This is a genomic window from Candidatus Margulisiibacteriota bacterium, assembly GCA_003242895.1.
GTDB lineage: Bacteria > Margulisbacteria > Riflemargulisbacteria > GWF2-39-127 > GWF2-39-127 > GWF2-39-127.
In genome coordinates this window covers 32,571-51,807 of sequence record QKMY01000053.1, presented here as the reverse complement: position 1 = coordinate 51,807, position 19,237 = coordinate 32,571, and the positions used below count along the sequence as shown (strand labels likewise).

Annotated in this window: 19 protein-coding genes; all 19 read right to left on the bottom strand. The window is 42.4% G+C overall.

The window, feature by feature from the left end; translation table 11 throughout:
• Positions 1–63: 63 nt before the first annotated feature.
• Positions 64–1,857: an NADH-quinone oxidoreductase subunit F gene (locus DKM50_08690; GenBank protein PZM79526.1), complete on the bottom strand. Its 1,794-nt coding sequence runs from the start codon at positions 1,855–1,857 to the stop codon at positions 64–66.
• Entirely contained in the window at positions 1,854–2,207 is a 354-nt protein-coding gene (locus tag DKM50_08685) for a (2Fe-2S) ferredoxin domain-containing protein (GenBank protein ID PZM79525.1), read from the bottom strand. The genes DKM50_08690 and DKM50_08685 overlap by 4 nt, the downstream gene beginning before the upstream one ends.
• A 53-nt stretch (positions 2,208–2,260) precedes the next feature.
• Positions 2,261–2,878, bottom strand: coding sequence for a redox-sensing transcriptional repressor Rex (locus DKM50_08680; protein ID PZM79524.1), 618 nt, complete (start codon positions 2,876–2,878; stop codon positions 2,261–2,263).
• 62 nt (positions 2,879–2,940) lie between these two features.
• Entirely contained in the window at positions 2,941–3,396 is a 456-nt protein-coding gene (locus DKM50_08675) for a hypothetical protein (GenBank protein ID PZM79523.1), read from the bottom strand.
• A 15-nt stretch (positions 3,397–3,411) separates the two neighbouring features.
• Positions 3,412–3,993, bottom strand: coding sequence for a hypothetical protein (locus DKM50_08670; GenBank protein ID PZM79522.1), 582 nt, complete (start codon positions 3,991–3,993; stop codon positions 3,412–3,414).
• 47 nt (positions 3,994–4,040) lie between these two features.
• Positions 4,041–5,729, bottom strand: a complete 1,689-nt coding sequence (locus DKM50_08665; protein PZM79521.1) for a hypothetical protein — start codon at positions 5,727–5,729, stop codon at positions 4,041–4,043.
• Positions 5,704–6,849, bottom strand: a complete 1,146-nt coding sequence (locus DKM50_08660; GenBank protein ID PZM79520.1) for a hypothetical protein — start codon at positions 6,847–6,849, stop codon at positions 5,704–5,706. The genes DKM50_08665 and DKM50_08660 overlap by 26 nt, the downstream gene beginning before the upstream one ends.
• A complete protein-coding gene (locus DKM50_08655) occupies positions 6,842–8,074 on the bottom strand; it encodes a two-component system response regulator (protein ID PZM79519.1) in 1,233 nt (410 codons plus the stop codon). Before DKM50_08655 ends, DKM50_08660 begins: the two co-directional genes overlap by 8 nt.
• Positions 8,074–9,216, bottom strand: coding sequence for a hypothetical protein (locus DKM50_08650; protein ID PZM79518.1), 1,143 nt, complete (start codon positions 9,214–9,216; stop codon positions 8,074–8,076). The genes DKM50_08655 and DKM50_08650 overlap by 1 nt, the downstream gene beginning before the upstream one ends.
• 198 nt (positions 9,217–9,414) lie before the next feature.
• Positions 9,415–10,932 (bottom strand): sigma-54-dependent Fis family transcriptional regulator, encoded by a 1,518-nt coding sequence (locus DKM50_08645; GenBank protein ID PZM79517.1) that lies wholly within the window; start codon positions 10,930–10,932, stop codon positions 9,415–9,417.
• A 62-nt stretch (positions 10,933–10,994) separates the two neighbouring features.
• On the bottom strand, positions 10,995–11,459 hold the full coding sequence (locus tag DKM50_08640; protein PZM79516.1) for a GNAT family N-acetyltransferase: 465 nt from the start codon (positions 11,457–11,459) through the stop codon (positions 10,995–10,997).
• Positions 11,460–11,492: 33 nt separating this feature from the next.
• Positions 11,493–12,233 carry an ABC transporter ATP-binding protein gene (locus tag DKM50_08635; GenBank protein ID PZM79515.1) on the bottom strand — a complete coding sequence of 247 codons (741 nt, stop codon included), beginning with the start codon at positions 12,231–12,233 and terminating at the stop codon, positions 11,493–11,495.
• Between the two features lie 50 nt (positions 12,234–12,283).
• The gene (gene modB / locus DKM50_08630) at positions 12,284–12,940 is read right to left on the bottom strand and encodes a molybdate ABC transporter permease subunit (protein PZM79514.1); all 657 of its coding nucleotides are present in this window, start codon (positions 12,938–12,940) and stop codon (positions 12,284–12,286) included.
• On the bottom strand, positions 12,933–13,652 hold the full coding sequence (gene modA, locus DKM50_08625; GenBank protein ID PZM79513.1) for a molybdate ABC transporter substrate-binding protein: 720 nt from the start codon (positions 13,650–13,652) through the stop codon (positions 12,933–12,935). The genes modB and modA overlap by 8 nt, the downstream gene beginning before the upstream one ends.
• A gap of 36 nt (positions 13,653–13,688) precedes the next feature.
• Complete coding sequence (locus DKM50_08620) at positions 13,689–14,810, bottom strand: hypothetical protein (GenBank protein PZM79512.1); 1,122 nt, start codon at positions 14,808–14,810, stop codon at positions 13,689–13,691.
• A gap of 117 nt (positions 14,811–14,927) precedes the next feature.
• On the bottom strand, positions 14,928–15,230 hold the full coding sequence (locus tag DKM50_08615) for a (2Fe-2S) ferredoxin domain-containing protein (GenBank protein PZM79511.1): 303 nt from the start codon (positions 15,228–15,230) through the stop codon (positions 14,928–14,930).
• Positions 15,231–15,299: 69 nt separating this feature from the next.
• Positions 15,300–16,559, bottom strand: a complete 1,260-nt coding sequence (locus tag DKM50_08610; protein PZM79510.1) for a nitrogen fixation protein NifB — start codon at positions 16,557–16,559, stop codon at positions 15,300–15,302.
• Between the two features lie 13 nt (positions 16,560–16,572).
• Positions 16,573–17,868: a nitrogenase gene (locus DKM50_08605; GenBank protein PZM79509.1), complete on the bottom strand. Its 1,296-nt coding sequence runs from the start codon at positions 17,866–17,868 to the stop codon at positions 16,573–16,575.
• The gene (nifE, locus tag DKM50_08600; protein PZM79578.1) at positions 17,869–19,227 is read right to left on the bottom strand and encodes a nitrogenase iron-molybdenum cofactor biosynthesis protein NifE; all 1,359 of its coding nucleotides are present in this window, start codon (positions 19,225–19,227) and stop codon (positions 17,869–17,871) included.
• Between the last annotated feature and the right edge of the window lie 10 nt (positions 19,228–19,237).

Below are 19,237 nucleotides of genomic sequence, written 5' to 3'. Positions count from 1 at the left end.
TCTGTAGATATTTATTTCTTTAGATCATAATTATTGTAGTATTTTCATAATTAAACGACCCAATTATCCTCTCGTTATTGCTGCAAACTTGCAGGTATCATAACACTGCCCGCAGTGGATACATTTCGTTTCATCAATCACATGAGGATGTTTCATTTCACCGTTAATACAGTTAACCGGACAATTACGTTTGCAAGCGCCGCAGCCGATGCATTTCTGAGTATCAACACTGTAATGCATAAGCTCGCGACAAACGCCAGCCAGACATTTCTTGTCTTTTATATGAGATTCATATTCTTCCCGGAAATTCTTAATTGTACTGAGTACCGGATTAGGAGCTGCTTTGCCAAGTCCGCACAGAGAAGCACGTTTAATCATTAATCCTAATCGCTCCAGCTTCTCGATATCTCCATCTACACCTTTCCCCTGCGTTATCCTCGTCAGTATCTCAAGCATTCGCTTAGTACCTTCACGACAGGGAGTGCATTTTCCACATGATTCATTTTGAGTAAAATCAAGAAAATATTTGGCGACATCAACCATACAGGTGCTATCGTCCATAACGATCATTCCACCGGACCCCATAATCGAACCGGCTTTAGCCAGTGAATCATAGTCTATAGGCGTATCAAGATATTGTGACGGTAAACATCCACCCGAAGGACCTCCGGTTTGTACAGCCTTGAACTTACGTCCACCGAGAATTCCACCACCGATATCGAAGATTATCTCACGTAAAGTTGTTCCCATTTGAACTTCAACCAGCCCGGTGTTTTCAACCGCTCCGGCAAGAGCGAATACTTTCGTACCTTTACTTTTTTCAGTACCCAGAGATGCGAATTTGACCGCACCGTCAAGAACGATATCAGGAACATTAGCCCAGGTCTCAACGTTATTAATAACTGTGGATTTCCCGAATAGCCCACGCTCTGACGGGTAAGGCGGTCGAGGAACAGGCATTCCCCTTTTACCTTCAATCGAATTGATCAACGCAGTCTCTTCGCCGCAGACAAAGGCTCCTGCACCAAGTCTTAACTGGATATCAAAATCAAACCCGGAACCAAGGATATCATTCCCTAAGAGATTTTTTTCTTTCGCCTGCGCAATAGCAATCTCTAATCGTTTTATGGCCAGAGGGTACTCTGCCCGGATATAAACTATTCCGCTATGGCTTCCAACTGCATACCCGCAGATAATCATGCCTTCCAGTATCGTATGCGGATCGCCTTCAATAGCACTTCTATCCATGAATGCCCCGGGATCACCTTCATCGGCATTACATATAACATACTTTTCATCATCGACAATATTTCTGGTTAATTGCCATTTCTTACCGGTCAGGAATCCCCCGCCTCCACGACCCCGAAGCCCAGATGCAGATATCTCATCAATAACACCTTGCGGAGTGTATTCAGTTAGTACCTTTGCAAGTGCTTCATAGCCACGAAACGAAAGATAGTCAGAAATGGATTCAGGATCGATAACGCCACAATTACGCAATGTAATTCGATACTGTTTCCCAAAAAATGCCACATCTCCGAATGTCGGAAAAAAGTTATTAGCTACTTGTTTACGATGAAGGATCAATCTGGTAACCCATCGTTTATTCTTTAAGTGTTCTTGAACTATCTCGCGAATATCTTCCTTCTGCACATGGGTATACATTATATTGTCAGGATGTATAAACATTACAGGACCATCTTCACAATACCCGAGACAGCCGCATTCCAGCACTTGTACTTTATCAGCTATATCTGCATTATCAAGTTCTTCATTAAGAGCAACGATTAATTCCTTATTTTTATTTATGCATTTCGCTCCAGCACAGATCGAGACCGCATATTTTGGGTTTATCATAGCGCCCACTCCCTAATTATTTTTTTATTTTCTATATGTTGTTCAAATACTTTGCGAATTTTCTGAGGATTCATTTCACAGTATTTTATAGGTATACTCGATTCCATCATAACCTGGACAATAGGCTCTTTATCACAGCGTCCCGAACATCCGGTCTGCCCTATATATATATGCTCATAGTTTTTTTCCTGTTTCAACTTCACTAATTCATTGTAAACTTCACGGGCTCCTGCTGCATTCTCACAGGTAGCCGATCCGACATAAATACGAATTGGACATTTGTATTTTTCTTCACGGACTTTCTGCCGGGCATCTTCTTGTAATTGTTTCAATTTTTCCAATGGGTTCATGGATCATCCCTCACTTTTGTTTTGCATTTTTTCAACATAACCTATGACCAAGATTATGACTGTCCGTCTTTACCGAACATTAAGTATTCAAGTTCAAACACTATATTCACGTTATTGACATTTACGGTGTCCGGAAGTGCCAATACTACCGGAGCAAGATTAAGTATCTTGATAATTCCTGCTTCGGCCAGTTTACGTGCGATCGACTGAGCAGCTTCACCGGGAACAGAAAGAATTGCCAATTTCACTTCGTTTTTCCTAATAAAATCAGGCATTTCAGATACGTGAATAATTGGTATCGCAACATCTTTTCTAGGAGTAACATCGACATCAAAGGCGGCAATAATATCAAAACCATAAGCCTTAAACCCAGGATATTTCAGAAGGGCTGTCCCCAAAAACCCGGCACCGACAACAATTATCGGCTCGGTTTTTTGTCGTTGAACTGATGTCCTTAATGCATCAAGCAGATAACTGACATCATATCCGACTTTCTGCTTGCCGCTTACCGGAAAATCCATAAGGTCCTTCCTGAGTTGCGAAGCAGTAACATCGCACAAGGATGCCAGATTATGAGAGGAAACTATAGAGATATCCTGCGCATTAAGCATCCTAAGCACATTAATATAGTTCAAATATCGATAGACTCTTTTTTTTGTTGAATAATTCATGGATATATTGTTACATGCGGAACGATTACTGTCAAGAAAGCTTGTTTACATCATTGCGATGCTCAATCTCTGATCAACCTATTATGTCCGAGACCATTATCGCCAATTTTCTTAAGCAGCAAATGGAGTTCGCGTTCGGACATGATCAACTCGTGTTGCCTAAAAGCGGCGAGAATAGATTTTTCGAGCAGCTCACTATCGCAAGGTTTTGTTAAAAACCGGAAAATATTGCCTTCGTTAACTGCATCAATGGCCATGTTAAGATCTGCTTGTCCGGTCAGCATAATTCGTATCGTATCCGGAAAGAGGTCCTTAATTTCCGCTAGAAATTGTATTCCGTTCATTCCCGGCATCTTGTAATCGCAGATAACAACAGAAAAAGGACCACGAGTATTCAAAACAGCAAGCGCCGCAGCTCCTCCGGCTGCTGTTTCAATAATATATTTATTTTTCAGCATCCGTTTATAAGATGAAAGAATATTATCTTCGTCATCAACCAACAGTATTTTATTGCCCATAGATTTCTCCTTAAGTTATAATTCTTCTTTTATCTCTTCATATATATCAGGATATAAGCTCTTTACACAGTCAGGACAATAGGAATGACTCACTTGTGCGGTAGAATGTGTTTCGATATATGATTCGATGGTATGCCACTCGCCTTTCCCATCCCGAATTTTTTTACAATTACAGCACATCGCCAAGAAACCTTTAAGTTGGGCCAATTCTTTATCTGCCATAATAAGCTCATACTGCTTAATTCCATCCAGAATGACCTTTTCAAAAACCTTGCTATCACAAGGCTTAGTTAAAAAGCGAAATACATTTCCCTCATTTAAAGCGTCCATTGCAACTGTAAAGTCGGCGTGCCCCGTGAGCATAATGCATACGGTATCAGGAGATAATTCTTTGACCTTAGCGAGGAACTCTATCCCTTTCACTTTCCCCATTTCGTAATCCGATATCACTACGGAAAACTTTGATTTAAACTGAATAGCTTCAAGCGCTTCGTCAACACCTAACGCAGTTTCCATATTGAATTTATTTCTAAAAATTCTTGAATATGCAGAAAGAATTGTTACTTCATCATCCACCAACAATATTTTATGCTCCATAGGAACCAACCTCTTTCATAAATATACTCTGAAGTGTGCCTCTACTATTAAGACTGTAAAGACAATTGAATAACAAAAGTCGTACCGATTCCCAATTCGGTTTCTACCTTTATCGAACCTTTATGCTTATCAACAATAACCGACCGCGCAATTGATAATCCCTGCCCGGTACCCTTCCCCACACCCTTTGTTGTAAAAAAAGGATCAAAGATCCTATCGACGATTTCTCCCGGGATACCCATTCCTGTATCGCTTATCCTGATTTCGACATATGTTTCTTTCCCTTTCGTGCTAATAGATATCGCGCCCTTACCCCGGTCTCCGTCACCGACCTTATCGCCAATAGCATGTGCGGCATTAATAATAATATTCAGCACAGCCTGATTAAATTCTCCAGGGAAACAATTAACTAAAGGTAAGGTATTGTCAAAATCGGTAACCAGATCAGAAACATACTTCCATTCGTTCCTTGATACGGTTATCGTACTTTCAATAGCCCTATTAATGTCGACCAGCACCATCTCAGTTGATCCGGGATGAGAAAACTCTTTCATTGCACGTACAATAGTAGATACTCGATTAATACCTTCCAGGGTCTGATCTATAGCCCTAGGCACTTCATCCATTAAATAATCAATATCCAATTTTTGGGTCAACGCTTCGATTTCTTGCACGAACGAATCAGGCACAGCACCTTTTTTCATTTCATTCATCAGCTCTTGATATTTATTGATCAACGTTTTCATATCGTTAAAAGAGTCTCGTAAAAAAAGAGTATTATCACCGACATATTGAGTAGGAGTGTTAATCTCATGCGCAATACCGGCCGCCAGTTGACCAATTGCCTCTAACTTTTGAGCTTGTACCAATTGCCCTTGTAATTCCCTAAGTTCCGTCACATCATCTGCCAGTATGAGCAACTCTTTAAACAAGCCATTTTCACCTTGCACCGGATAAAGCATAATTCGCAAATATCTTTCCCTGTCTCCATGTGCGATATACATAACATTATCAAGTCTTTTTGATTGGTTACTCTGTTTGCACACATAGATAGCTTCTTCGACCACTTCCCAATCCCATAGGATACCGCTTCCTCTCAGTAACTTTTGGCCAAGCATTGTCTGCACATCATACCCAAGGGCTGATTCTGCTTGCTTGTTCCAACGAACGATCGTTTCATTTGTATCGATACCAATCAAAATTGCCGAGATCGACATCAACAACTGTTCAATTTCTTTATGCGCACCGACTAACTGTTCTTCTATAATTTTAAATTCTGTAATATCAACACCTATATATATTACATGGCTCACACTGCCCTCGCCATTATAAACGATGTTATTTTTCCAGGAAATCCTTAAGCAATTGCCATCCTTTGTAAGGAAACAATTTTCTTGGGAGCTTGCAAAATCGTCATACAAATAGCCCTCAACTATTTTTTTCTCAAAATCAACCTGGTCTTTCGGGAAAAAAACATCGCAAAAATCTTTACCGGTTAACTCCTCATAGGTATAGCCGGTTAGTTTCTCGCTATACCTGTTAAACCCGATAATCTTCCCAATAGAATCAATAATAATAATAATAACCCCTGCCACATCGGCAACGGAGGCAATAAAATCCTCTGCTTTCGTAACATCTCCAGAAGGGACTAACGATGGTTCTTTTTTAGATTTATGCATATTCGATACTCCTCTGCTCATAACAAAACTCTTATCGATTCGTAGGAATAATAACATTCACTTGCTGATCAATTTTTCCGGTATTACCATAATATCGTAAGCGTTCCATAATTGAACGGCTTATTTCCTGACCTCTGGCAATTAACAGCATATTATTACGGGTATATATATTTTCCGCTACAATCATGTGCTCAATAAGTTCATTTACACTAACATTCTTAGTAATGAACTTGGACTCTATACCCAGTATCTTTTCCAAACTCTCAATTATTTTAATATCATATAGATGCCGCCGGTCCTTAAGAATATTGACTGCATTTTTTTCTGATTTCCCTGAGCTTATCAACCGATCGTAATCAATTGCGACCTTAAGTAGTCTTGCCCCTAAAGGTATATCTTCGCCTTTCCGTGAATCAACCGGAATACCCGTACCGTCATAATGCTTCGACTGGTATTCAATTATCTCAGCAATATCCTGCATTCTGGGAATCGAGACCAGCAGTTCAGCTGCTAAGGCAGGATGCCGATCAATAATTTCCTGTTCTCTAGCAATCAAAGGAACTCCGCTCGCATATTTTTTGATAAGGTCCTCTGCAACAACTACACAGCCTATCTGAGACAGCATCGCAGCTGTTTCTATCTTCCAAATATCCGGGATACCAAGTTGTTTTGAGATCTCAAGCACATATCGCCGTATTCTGGATGCCATCCCAAAAGCTTCGGGATTGATGATTGCCAGTATATCGGATAGTACCTTTATGCTCCCTCGCAACGTCTTCTCAAGCAACTCCCTCTCTGCGATTATTAATCGATACTGCTGTAACCCCGCCAGCAATACCTTCAGAAGTAATTCATGCCCACAGGGTTTATTTAAAAAACGAAAAATATTTCCTTCGTTAACAGCATCAATTGCGATCTGCTGATCGGCATTGCCCGTAAGCATGATCCTTACACTATCAGGGCTTAGCTCTTTGGCCTGGGAAAGGAATTGTATCCCGTTCATTTCGGGCATAGCATAATCCGACACGATTACTGCATAAGGGCCGCGTTTATTGATTAGTTCAAGCGCAGTAGTTCCTCCTAATGCGATATCGATAACAAGATTTTTTCTAAGCGACCTGCAATAGGAGTCGAGCAGATTCTGGTCATCATCGACAAACAGTATTTTTTCAATCATTTACAAGTTGCTCCTCTGTTCCTTTTTGGCATAACTCTTTCCATTTCGGTATGCTGTCCATAATAGTAAGCTGCTCCAAAAAATCCTTATCAAGTCCCTGGACTGCTTCTCCGTTTTCGGGTTCGTGGTTTAATATCGCATCTACCACGTGTACCATTGCCAATGGGCTGATACATTTATGAGGGCACCTCGAAGGAAAATGATGATAGGCAATGGCTTCGACAATCGGATCAGACAATCCCCAAATACCCATAAGATATGCTCCTATTTCCGCATGGGTCGTACCGAATATGACCGATTCAGATTCCCAACAGGAAATATCAGGAACTTTAGCCGCCTGAACAACTTCCTTATATTCTTTTGGAAAATTCACGAGTAGTACCAGCTTTCCAATGTCATGCAGGAGCCCAGCCATGAAAACATCATCGACAAATTGTTTATTATTCAACTCAGCCATAGCAATATATCTCGAACACTGTCCGGTCCGTAAAGAATGCATCCATAGCACCTCAAGGTAGTGTTGAGATATTGCTTTCTCCTTGAATTGAGAAAATATCTGAACAGTCATAACCAATGCTTTTATCGTATCAAGACCAAGAAGATTAACCGCTTGTATAGGATTGGAAATATGGTTATACATTCCAAAAAATGCAGAATTCACCAATTGAAGCATCTTTGCCGTCATGCCCACATCTTTTGATATTATCTCTCCGACCTTTCGTAACGAAGGATCATCCGATGACAATTCTTCCATAATCTGTTTATACAATGCCGGCATACTGGGCAAAGCATCGATTTTTGAGACGATATGTTTGAGATCTTTGTTACCTAAAAGATCTCTAAGCGCAAAAGCCCGGGTAATTGTTGACTTCAAGTTCTCAGCATCACAAGGTTTTGAAAGATATTGATGAGCCGGCCGAACGGATTTAAGAATAGTTTCACGATCAGACTGTCCTGACAGAACGATGCGGATCACCGAAGGATATAATTCTTTGACCCTGGTTAACAACTGTGCCCCATCCATTCCAGGCATTCTCATATCGGTCACTAACACATCAAATTGTTCTTGAGACATCAGGTCTAAAGCAGCCTGACCACTTTCAACGAATTTCATTTCCCATTCGCTGATCATGCACCGCAACATTCGCTGAAGTCCTTGTAACACCCGTGGTTCGTCATCAACAAATAAGATCTTCTTAACCATAAGATTCTCCTTTAGTATCATTAAGATGATGGAACAATTACAGTACAGCCAGAGTCTATTTGCTTTGAAAAAGTAAGTTGCTTTAACTTCAGGATCACAGGAATGCTAAGCTCCGTACCTTTGGATAAAACCACATTTTTATTTCTTGTTAAGATATCTGCGCCTAAAATCATGTGTTCTTTAAGTTGGATTATATTCAACTTTTTAATTTCGTAACGAGCTTCTATCCCTGCCACCGCTTCTAAAAAGCCTACAATATCGTGATCATAGCGGTTCGGGCTCGTTTTCAAGCATGTCAGGGCATCACGCTCTGACTTGCCGGCACTCAAATGTTTCGCATAATCAATAGCTACCTTCAGAATCCTTGATCCCAAGGGGATTTCGTTTCCTTTCAGGGAATCGGCAGGCACTCCGGAACCATCGTAATTCTTCCCCTGATACTCTATCATCTCAGCAATTTCCTGCATTCGGGGGATAGATACCAATAACTCAGCAGCCAGGGAAGGATGCCGGGAAAGAAGATCCATCTCCTTTTCAGAAACGGAAGCGCCGCTAATGTATCTTTTAAAAAACTCTTCGGGAATAATAAAACAGCCAATCTGTGATAACATCGCGGCAGTCTCGAACTTCCAGACATCAGGAAGATTCATCTTTTGGGCTATTTCAACCACATACCGCCTTATTCGCGATGCCATTCCAAAGGCTTCCGAGTTGGTCATAGCAAGAATATCAGAAAGTATCTTAAGACTCCCGCGCAGGGTCTTCTCTAAAAGTTCCCGTTCAGACATAACCAGTCGATATTGCTCTAGTCCAGATAGCAATACCTTATTTAAAACTTCTTGATCGCAAGGTTTATTGAGGAATCGGAATATATTGCCTTCATTAACAGCGTCAATGGCAATCCGCTGATCCGCATGTCCGGTAAGCATGATACGGACGCTATCCGGATTCAATACCATTACTTGCGACAAAAACTCTATCCCATTGAGCTCCGGCATAGAATAGTCCGAAACAATAACTGCATAAGGGCCGCGAGTCTTGACATACTCTATGCCGACTCTAGGTCCTAATGCAATTTCAAGGTCATGAGTTTTACGAAGCGAGCGATAATATGAATCCAGCAAATTCTGGTCATCATCAACAAATAATATCTTTCCAGCCACGAAATATTTGCCCCCCTTAATTATTGAATTAATGTTTCATCAGGCACAAAATAATTCCATTTTAGCTCGATCTATTTCTAATTATAATATTATTTATTTCTATTATACAATTTTATTATCTGCGTTGCTGATTATTTATGGAAAAATCGAGATTTAGAGATTTTTTAACCGAACAGCGCGGGCAAGATATAATTTGATCTATATAAGCTTCGGATCAATAGCATACTTTTTTAATCGCAAACCCATAATCCGCTCGGTAATCCCTAGTAGCCTGGCTGCTTTGGCAATGCATCCCTTACTTTGTTTAAGGGCATCGATGATCAGATCTTTTTCCACAAACCCGAGAGTGTTATCGAGCTTGGAATAAGCGGTTTCTTTTTCTTTTTTTATTGTTGGCGGTAATTGATAAGAATGGATTGAGTCGTCCTTACTCAGAACAACAGCCCGTTCAATACAGTTTTCAAGTTCCCTTATATTGCCAGGCCAGTTATAATTAAGCAGCATATTCATTGCACTCTCGCATATACTCGTAATTTTTTTGCAATTTTCTTTACTGAATTTATCAATAAAATAATTGACCAGTATGGGAATATCTTCTAGCCGTTCCCTGAGTGGCGGTACTTGTATTGGGAATACGTTCAGCCGATAATAAAGGTCAGAACGAAAGACGCCTTCTTCTACCATTTTTTCCAGGTCTCTATTAGTTGCTGTAAGCAACCTCACATCGACTTTGATGGTGTTTGTTCCACCCACGCGCTCAAGCTCTTTTTCTTGTAAAACCCTTAGCAGCATTACCTGGGTAGCGAGAGGTAAATCCCCGATCTCATCGAGAAATAATGTTCCGCCGTTTGCTAGCTCGAACCGACCTTTTTTTGTATTGATTGCTCCGGTAAACGAGCCTTTTTCATGACCAAAAAGCTCACTTTCTATCAGGTTTTCGGGCAGAGCTGCGCAGTTTACCTTAATGAATGGCTGGGCTGCACGGTTACTGTTATAGTGAATAGCATGAGCAATAAGTTCTTTACCAACACCACTTTCCCCCCTGATATGAATTGTGGTAGAGCTGTTCGCCACTATCTGGATCAAGTCAAATACAGCTTGAATCTTTTTGGAATTACCGATCATATTTGCTGGTCTGAACTTATCCTTCAACTCTTCCAGGAGCCTGCTGTTTTCTTCCTGCAAGCGTTCCATATTCTTTAAAGCCTCCTGCCTGATCTTGACTGACTGGGCTACCATGGCAGCAATAATCGAGAGAAGATGAAGATCTTCTTCAAGCATTATTCCGTTGTCATATAACCGGTCAGCGCTCAGTGCACCTAATATTTCATCACCGTTTTTAATCGGCACGCAAATAAATGAAATATCTTTTTTCCCGGGAGCATTCCTGGCACCAGTACGGTTCAGGAATAACGGGTCCTCTGATATCCTGGGGATCAGAGCCGCTTTGCCGGTCTGGACAACTTTGCCGGTAATCCCCTCACCCAGCTTGTACCTGCCCCGTTTCTGTTCCAGATCAGAAAGTCCGATAGCATCTTCGATAAAAATCTGTCCCCGGTCTTTGTCCAGAATGGTAAGGGTACCTCTAAGCATACCCATTTTGTTAGACATGATCGAAAGCACCGGTTTTACGATCTCCTTGATATCCATGCTGACGTTAAGCACCTGGCTTATATCGAATAGTAATGATAATTTTTTTACTTCATTTTCAGGCATATTATCCACCACTGCATTTTTGTATTTTTATTATTTATTTTCCACGAAATAGTAGTTATTTTTTATGCATTTAGTTTGCTATGCATGGATATCATATTAGTTAATATCCAGCCCTGTCTGGAATAAAAGCTCAAAGCCTTGGAATTTCTAATATCCAACAATAAGGTCATACGTTTAGCTGATTTAGACAGAGCCCATTCCTTGATACAAGCAAGTAGTTTTCTGCCTATGCCGTGGTTCCGGTAATCTTCGTTGATGATCAGGTCCTCTATAAGCACTGATATTCCGCCTTCTGACGTAGAAATATTGATCTGTGCCGAACACATACCGATAACCGTTCCATCTATCTTTGCAACAAGCACCTGCCTGCCTGGACCATTAGAAAGCATGAGGTTAAGCCCGGATTTCTGTTTATTCTCATCCACTTCAAAGTCATCTTCAATGGTAAAAAGTTTGCCAAGCAGCGTAGACATCGCAGGAATATCTTCTTCTTTGGCCGGCACAATAAGGATTTCTTCTGTTAACATAAGTTGCTCCGTTTATTAGAGACGAGTTCTTACTTAATTAGATATCAATTTTTGTGCCAATGGGTTGTGACATCGATAATCGCGATTACCGACAAGTTCTGCGATCTCTTCGCAGGTCGGCTTGTAATAAATTGAGCTGGGACTGCCCTGTTGTATTATCCGGCCATTTGAGAATACCAATATCCTGTCTGCCAGTTTGCAGGCTTCGAATATATCGTGAGTTATCATTATAACCGGAATATTGTATGTTTTTCTGGTTTTTTGCAGTAAGGAATGCATCTGGTCTTTGTAATGCTGGTCCAAATTGGAAAAAGGCTCGTCAAGTAGCAGTAATCCGGGTTCCGAGGCAAGCGCCCTGGCAAAGGCTGTTCGCTGTTTTTCTCCGCCGGATAACTGCATAGGATAAGTATTCGAAAGATAGTGCAGGTTAAAGTTGTCGAGGAGATCATTGACTGAAATGCTGTTCTTTTTTAGGCCATATTCAATATTTTCCTTAACTGTCATGTGCGGAAACAAAGCAAGGCCCTGGAACACATAACCGATATTTCGTTGTTGTACCGGAAGATTTATCTTTTTGTAACTATTGTAATAATTTTTGCCATTAAAGGTTATTATTCCCTTATCAGGCGATAATAATCCGGCAAGCATATTAAGGGTGATTGATTTCCCTGCACCGGAATAACCGAAGATTACAATAAACTCGTTATCCAGCTCAAAATCCACATCCAAGTCAAAGTTGTTTATATGTTTTTTAATTTTTACTATGAGGGCCATATAATTTCCTTATTTTAAAGTCCCCTTCAGGAGGGTATTTAGGGGCCTGGTCACTTTATTCTCCCCATGAAATAAAGCAAGGAACCTGCAAACACCGTGTATATAATTACCAATATGTTTGCTTTATCCCACTCGCCATTTCCTACAAAATTGTATATTGCTAACGGCGTCGTTGTAGTTTTACCTTCTATATTGCCGGCTACCATCAGCGATGCGCCGAATTCGCCGAGGCATCTGGCAAAAGAAAGCACGAACCCTGTAATTATGCCTTTTTTTGCCAACGGCAGAGTGATCTTAAAAAAAGTCGCTGGTTTGCTGTGTCCGAGTGTGTATGAGGCATTTATGAATTCAGCATCAACAGATTCGAAGGCTGTGCGGGCTGACTTGACCATAATGGGCAGTGCGATAATAAATGCTGCCAGTATAGAGCCATAAAGATTGAACATAAAGGTAAACCCTGTCAGTTGATAGAGGTATTTGCCTACGATCCCATTTCGTCCGAGTAGGACTATCAAATAATAGCCGACAACTGTTGGAGGAAGGACCATGGGAAGCGTGATTAGAATATCTATCAATTCTTTTCCCCGGAATTTTTTACATAATATAAGTGCAATATAGCCCCCAAAAACCAGTGCCAGCAAGGAGGCCGAGAAACTTGCAATCAGCGATAATTTTAGTGGGACCAGTATTTCGCTTAGTTCAGTCATTGATGGCTCCAAATCCGAATCTCCGGAAGACACTCCTTGCTTTTTCGCTTTTTAAATAATGAAGGAATTTTTCTGCTTCTCTGTTATCTGCGCCAACTTTCGTTACCCCGGCAGCGTAGATAATGGGTGCGTGGATTTTAGCGTCAATGTCAGTTACCTTTATGAGGTTATCTTTAACTTTGTCGAAATCTGTTTTATATACAAATGCCCCATCAACTTCTCCTCTGGTCAGGTAACTGATAACTTGTGCTGCATTTGTGCAGTAAATGATTTTCTTTTTGAGACTATCATACAGCTTATAATGTTTCAAAACCTGTTCTCCGTACTCTCCCAGAGGAACGGTAGCCGGATTACCGACTGAGAATAAGCTGACTTTGTTTAATTCTTCAATAGAAGTTATCCTGATCGGACTTTTTTTGGACAAGGCTAAAACCAGGGTGTTAGTAGCAATGTAAACAGGTTTGAGTTGTAGCTCCCTATATTTTTTGTCATAGAGGGCAGCTAGCATATCGATGGGGGCACCGGCATTGATCTGCTTGATAATATCCCCCGTCGCGCCCCAGACAAAGCTGATTTCCCCGGGATAAGTCCTGGCTATCTCTTTGAGCGGGTTCTGCAGACTGATTGCCGCACCGACCGTTAGTGCAAAGCAATTGGTTGAAATAGTTAATATAAAAAGCAATAGAATTAATAGGTTTTTATATAGTTTCATAATTTTTAAATCTCTTTCCGGGGATTTAGAGCCATTTCATCCCCTTAACTCCTGATAAAGAGTAAGCAACTCCCTCTCCGATATCGAGCGTTTTTGCACTGAAGAAATAAACTTGATCTTTTTCAGTAGAAGATAAGCTTGATCTTTGGGGATATTGATCCCATTCTGCTCTAAGTAATATTTGAGAGAACTGATACCTGAATGCTTGCCGATCACTGGCGGGGCCGGTTTTTTACCAATCAGTTCGGATGAATACAGCTCATATGAGTTGCGGTCTTTCAACAAGCTATTCCAGTGAATGCCTGACTCATGAAGAAAAATGTTCTCGCCGGTGACAGGTTTGTTACCCGGAACAATAGTCCTGGATGCCTTGCTTACCATCCGGCCTACTTCTGCAAGACGGGTTATATCGATGCCGGATTCTTTATGCAGCGTTAAGCCTGCTGCCAGGATAACTTCGTCGAGCGATGCATTACCTGCCCGTTCTCCTATACCGTTTACTGTGACACTGACACTTTCCACTCCGGCGGCTATAGCTGCTATGGTATTAGCAGCGGCCATACCCAGATCATTATGCCCATGAAACTCCAGCACCATATTATTTGTTGCTTCTTTGACCGTCCTGATCAAGTTATAGGTCTGGATTGGATTAAGTGCCCCTACGGTATCAGCTATCCTGACCCGTTTGACCGGGTATTTGCCGACTAGATTTATAAACCTGGTAAGCTGTCTTATTTCTGTTCTGGTAGCGTCCTGTGCGCCAACCGAGACAAACTCAAACTTGTCACATGCATAAGGGAGCAATTTTGATACTGTATCTTTTATCCAGCTTCGGTGTTTACCCATGGAAGACAACAATATGTCCGAGACAGGAAAAGATATGTGTATCCTGGTAAAGCCATTCACATAGGCAAGGTTGACATCATTCAATACTGCCCGGCTCCAGCAAAGCAATTCGCTTTGGAGTTTGAGCGAAACAATATATTTGATCGCCTCCAGTTCAAGCTGGCTCAAAGCAGGGGTTCCGATCTCAAGCTCAGGCACTCCGATATCACTCAGCAGCTTGGCGATCTTAACCTTTTCTTCAAAGCTGAAGACAACGCCTGGTGCTTGTTCCCCGTCCCGCAGTGTAGTATCAATTATTCTGAGTTGGCTCATTATATTGTCCTTGATTTTTAGCTTTTTCCAGTCCTTTTTCTCCCTCTCAAACCTAGTAGATTTATCTACCGTATTCTTCCTCTACCTCGGGGAGAGGATTGAGGTGAGGGCATACCACTATATTGAATAGGTTTCGTTCTTCTCACCTTTTTCGATAGAATCGAGTATTTCATCGATCGCGTCTTCATCCACATTACCGTACCAATGGGCCTGTGGGTACACCACCATTACCGGGCCATGATCGCACATTTTCAGACATCCGCAGCTGGATACCATCACATCATCCATTCCCCGGTCAGACAATTCTTGCATCAGGTACTGGGTTAGCGGAACAGCGTTTTTCTTGTGACAGATCCCTTGAGGTGCCCCACTAAGCCTGAAACTGGTACATACAAAAATATGAGTATTCGGTTTTTCCATTTTTTTCTCCTCGTTTTTATGTTTTTATACGTAGACACGCCATGCCATGGCGTCTTTACGGACGCGATGTCAGCAACAGCCAAGTCCATTACCTGCACAGCTCTCCCCGCATTTTGCCGGTTTGATCTTTGGCATGAGCCTGCCGCTCTGATTGCCGAAGAGGTATTCCAGGGAAGTGTTAATAAACCCTTCGGTTTCAATAACTGTTATTCCACTATCTCCAATCACTTTTGAGGGATTGGCACCGATGCCACTGACCAGCAGATAAGAACAGTCATTGATAGCTGCTGCCACTTGCTGCCAGCGCTGCATACCTCCGCCCAGGCCGGGCAGCTTTCTTTTCTCCAAAAGGTTAATACTTGCATCAATCTTCCCGTAGATCCACAGCTCTCTGGCTTCTCCCAGATGCTGGTTGATCAAATGGCCTTCCATCGATGCTACAGCAACATAAGGCTTTTTTTTACTTGTACTGAGCACCGGGTTATTCATCTCATGCAGGATTGAAAGTATTTCCTGGTCATCCTGTCCGAGAATCCCAACAGCATCTGCCCTGCATCTGGTACAGTGGTGCATTTGTTTGATGAAACGCCCGGCAGATTTTCTGATTTTTTTTACTGTTTTTTCATCCGGTTCGGGAATAGGCTCAAATACAGTATCTTCAGTCGGGTATAGCGGGATAGCATTAAGGATAGTTGCGCCGCCCAGTGCAGCCCGCCTGGCTACATCTTTTATATGAGTATCATTAATCCCGGGTACAATTATGGAATTAATCTTAACGGTTATGCCTTTTTCACATAAAATTTTGATTGCTTTGAGCTGGTTTTTGATAAGTATCTTTGCGCCAAGTTTGCCGCGATAGATTAAGTTGCCGTTCCTTACCCAGCTATAGATCAAGGACCCTATCGTAGGGCTGACAGTATTGATCGTGATGGTAACATGTGACACCATGAGATTGGCTAACTGTTCTGCGTATCCGGCCACATTAAGCCCATTGGTCGCTACGCACAGCAACATTTCCGGATAGGTTTGCCTGACGAGCCTGAGCGTTTCTAACGTCTCATCCGGAGTTGCGAACGGGTCACCCGGGCCAGCTATCCCGACTACCTTTATATTCGGGTTTTTAATCATGGCTTTATTAAGATATTCCAGGGCCTGAATTGGGCTCAGAAGTGTACTGGTAACTCCTGGCCTGCTTTCGTTCAGGCAATCATACTTACGATTGCAATAATTACACTGGATATTGCATTTTGGCGCAACAGGCAGGTGAATACGTGCGAATTTATGTCTGGCGCTGTCATTGAAACATGGGTGTTTTGATATATCTAACATATAGTTCACATCCTTACATGTAACTGTATCCTACAGGAGACAACTCCTGGTTCTTCTCTAAGATCGCATTTACGATCCGGTCAAAGAGTGCCTGTGTGCCGCGGTATCCGAGATGCAAGGTCCGCTGGCCCCCGATCCGGTCATGGATTGGGAACCCTACCCTGATTAGCGGGACCTGTAATTCTCTGGCTATATGGTAGCCTTTACTGCTCCCGATCAGCAGGTCAGGTTTAAACTGTTCTGCAAGTCTGGTAAGCTGATCAAAATCTATGCCTTCCTTAACCATTACCTGATCCTGACCGAAACTAATGACACTCTTAATCTGTTCTTCCAGGTTGCCGCTTTTGCTGCCACTGGCCACTACTACCGGGATAATCCCAATCTCACTGAGAAATGAGGCAAGCCCAATGACCAGTTCCTGGTCGCCGTAAAGGATCGCTTTTTTCTCAAATATGTATTTATGGTTATCCATGTAGGCATCGACCAGCCGGCCTCTTTCCGAAAGGTATTTTTCAGGTACCGGTCTTTTCAGGGTATTGAAAAAAGCATCGGTCAGGTTGATCCCGATCGGTAATGCCATCCTCATATTAGTCACTTCACAAGCACTGGAGAGTGCATTCCCAGGGGTATCCTGCCATACTGTGCAGAATTCCACCGAAAGCTCACTGCTTCCTGATCCGCGTATTTCCTCTACAGTCGTACCGCCTTTGGGCAGTTTTTGATGACTGCTCCAGCTCTCGCCATCGAGACGTTCGCTATAATCAGGGAAAAGTACGGCCTTGATCCCCATCTCGAAAAAAATCTCTTTGAGGTATCTTATATCTTCAGTTGATACCATACCTGGAAATAAGTTGATCTGTTCTATAGTGGTATTTTTTTGTGCAAATTTTTCCAGCACTTTAGCCCCTGTTTTCCAGAAGGCAGGTTCGTGCCCGCCCTGGTAACTTGGGGTCGAAACATTAACTGTGGGTACTTCATCAAAGCCGTTTAAGTAACCTGCAACATCATCGCCAATTGTTTCGCTGAGGCAAGTGCTGGCTATGCCTATCAGTTCCGGATTATATTGACGCTTAAGGTTTGCAAGTGCAGTGAGAAGATTGCTTTGACCGCCGAATACTGCTGTGGATTCGGAGAAGTTGGAAGAGGCTATATCCACCGGTTCCCGAAAATGGCTGATCAGGTATCTGCGGATGTATGTCGCACAGCCTTGCGAACCATGGAGCAGAGGAATTGTTCCTTCCATACCCAGATAAGCCAGACTGGCTCCAAGGGGAGCACATAATTTACAGGAATTAATAGTCGCTTCCATTTATATATCCTCTGTCCCTTCCCGGGAAACCCTGAACTGCCAGACAGGGCTCATGATGGTCGAATATACCTCTTTAGCAAAATTGAGCATTCCTTCGTATCCGGCCAAAGCAATTTTCCGTTCGTGATTATGGTCACAAAATCCCAGTCCTAATTTGTAAGCGATCGGTCTTTCTTTGACACCGCCGATCAGGATGTCCACTTTTTTTTCCTGGATAAATTTGGATAGTTCCAGTGGATTAGTATCATCGACAATGATCGTTCCTTCATCGCTCAGGTCTTTGAGAAGTGTGTAATCATCGTTGTTCCCGGTCTGTGATCCGGCGACAACAACGTTCATTCCAAGATGCCGCAGAGATTTAATAAGCGAGAAGGCTTTAAATGCGCCGCCGACATAAACGGCAGCGTTCTTGCCTGATAGTTTCCTGCGATAATCCGCAATAGTGGGCATGATCCGTTCGATCTCTGAACTGACGAGTTTTGTTGTTTTTTCCATAATTTCCCGGTTGTCAAAATGACGGACAACCGAATAAAGAGCTTCTGACATATCTTCAATACCGAAATAAGAAACTTTAATAAAAGGGATCTGGAATTTTTCCTGCATCAGTTTTGCCAGGGTGGTCATAGACCCGGAGCACTGCACAACGTTCAGCTCCGCCCGGTTAGCCCCGCGGATGTCGTCTATACGACCATCCCCAGTCATTGTGGCAACCACATTGATCCCGATCCTGGCATAGTACTCCTTGATAATCCAGGTTTCACCAGCCAGGTTGAAATCTCCCAGGATATTAATACTGAAAGGTACCTTCTGTTCATTTCCTGAAGTGCCGATCAGAGAAAATAACGCATGACAGGCTGCAGCATACCCGTCCTTTTTGGTGCCTTTAAATCCTTCGGACTGTACAGGTATTACCGGTATACGGGTAAGCCCTGCCACTTTTTTGCAGATCGAGCTGACATCATCACCAATAAGACCGGCTATGCAAGTGGCGTAAACAAAAGCGGCTTTTGGCTGGTAACGCTCGATAAGCTCGATCAAGGTAGATAGCAGCTTTTTCTCCCCGCCATAGATGACATCAATTTCATTCAGGTCAGTTGAAAAACTATTGCGGTGAAGCTCCGGACCGCTGGAGAGTGCTCCCCTGATGTCCCAGGTATAAACAGCACAGCCGATAGGGCCGTGCACCAGGTGCAGCGCGTCTGCTATAGGGTAGAGCACTACACGGGAACCGCAGAACACGCACGCCCGTTGGCTGACTGATCCGGCAAGGCTGGTCGTTTCGCATTTCATATCAAAATGCTTCTCACCTTTTTTATATATTTGTTTTTTACGCTGTTCCAATATATTAATCATAAGAATCCCTTTCCCC

Excerpts from the sequence above, each read along its gene's own strand:
- DKM50_08665 (PZM79521.1), bottom strand. The coding sequence starts at position 5,729 with ATGTTATTATTCCTACGAATCGATAAGAGTTTTGTTATGAGCAGAGGA.
- DKM50_08680 (PZM79524.1), bottom strand. The coding sequence starts at position 2,878 with ATGAATTATTCAACAAAAAAAAGAGTCTATCGATATTTGAACTATATT.
- DKM50_08660 (PZM79520.1), bottom strand. The coding sequence starts at position 6,849 with ATGATTGAAAAAATACTGTTTGTCGATGATGACCAGAATCTGCTCGAC.
- DKM50_08635 (PZM79515.1), bottom strand. The coding sequence starts at position 12,233 with ATGGCCCTCATAGTAAAAATTAAAAAACATATAAACAACTTTGACTTG.
- modB (PZM79514.1), bottom strand. The coding sequence starts at position 12,940 with ATGACTGAACTAAGCGAAATACTGGTCCCACTAAAATTATCGCTGATT.
- DKM50_08615 (PZM79511.1), bottom strand. The coding sequence starts at position 15,230 with ATGGAAAAACCGAATACTCATATTTTTGTATGTACCAGTTTCAGGCTT.
- DKM50_08610 (PZM79510.1), bottom strand. The coding sequence starts at position 16,559 with ATGTTAGATATATCAAAACACCCATGTTTCAATGACAGCGCCAGACAT.
- DKM50_08640 (PZM79516.1), bottom strand. The coding sequence starts at position 11,459 with ATGTTAACAGAAGAAATCCTTATTGTGCCGGCCAAAGAAGAAGATATT.
- DKM50_08670 (PZM79522.1), bottom strand. The coding sequence starts at position 3,993 with ATGGAGCATAAAATATTGTTGGTGGATGATGAAGTAACAATTCTTTCT.
- DKM50_08655 (PZM79519.1), bottom strand. The coding sequence starts at position 8,074 with ATGATACTAAAGGAGAATCTTATGGTTAAGAAGATCTTATTTGTTGAT.
- DKM50_08685 (PZM79525.1), bottom strand. The coding sequence starts at position 2,207 with ATGAACCCATTGGAAAAATTGAAACAATTACAAGAAGATGCCCGGCAG.
- DKM50_08645 (PZM79517.1), bottom strand. The coding sequence starts at position 10,932 with ATGCCTGAAAATGAAGTAAAAAAATTATCATTACTATTCGATATAAGC.
- DKM50_08605 (PZM79509.1), bottom strand. The coding sequence starts at position 17,868 with ATGGAAGCGACTATTAATTCCTGTAAATTATGTGCTCCCCTTGGAGCC.
- DKM50_08675 (PZM79523.1), bottom strand. The coding sequence starts at position 3,396 with ATGGGCAATAAAATACTGTTGGTTGATGACGAAGATAATATTCTTTCA.
- modA (PZM79513.1), bottom strand. The coding sequence starts at position 13,652 with ATGAAACTATATAAAAACCTATTAATTCTATTGCTTTTTATATTAACT.
- DKM50_08620 (PZM79512.1), bottom strand. The coding sequence starts at position 14,810 with ATGAGCCAACTCAGAATAATTGATACTACACTGCGGGACGGGGAACAA.
- DKM50_08690 (PZM79526.1), bottom strand. The coding sequence starts at position 1,857 with ATGATAAACCCAAAATATGCGGTCTCGATCTGTGCTGGAGCGAAATGC.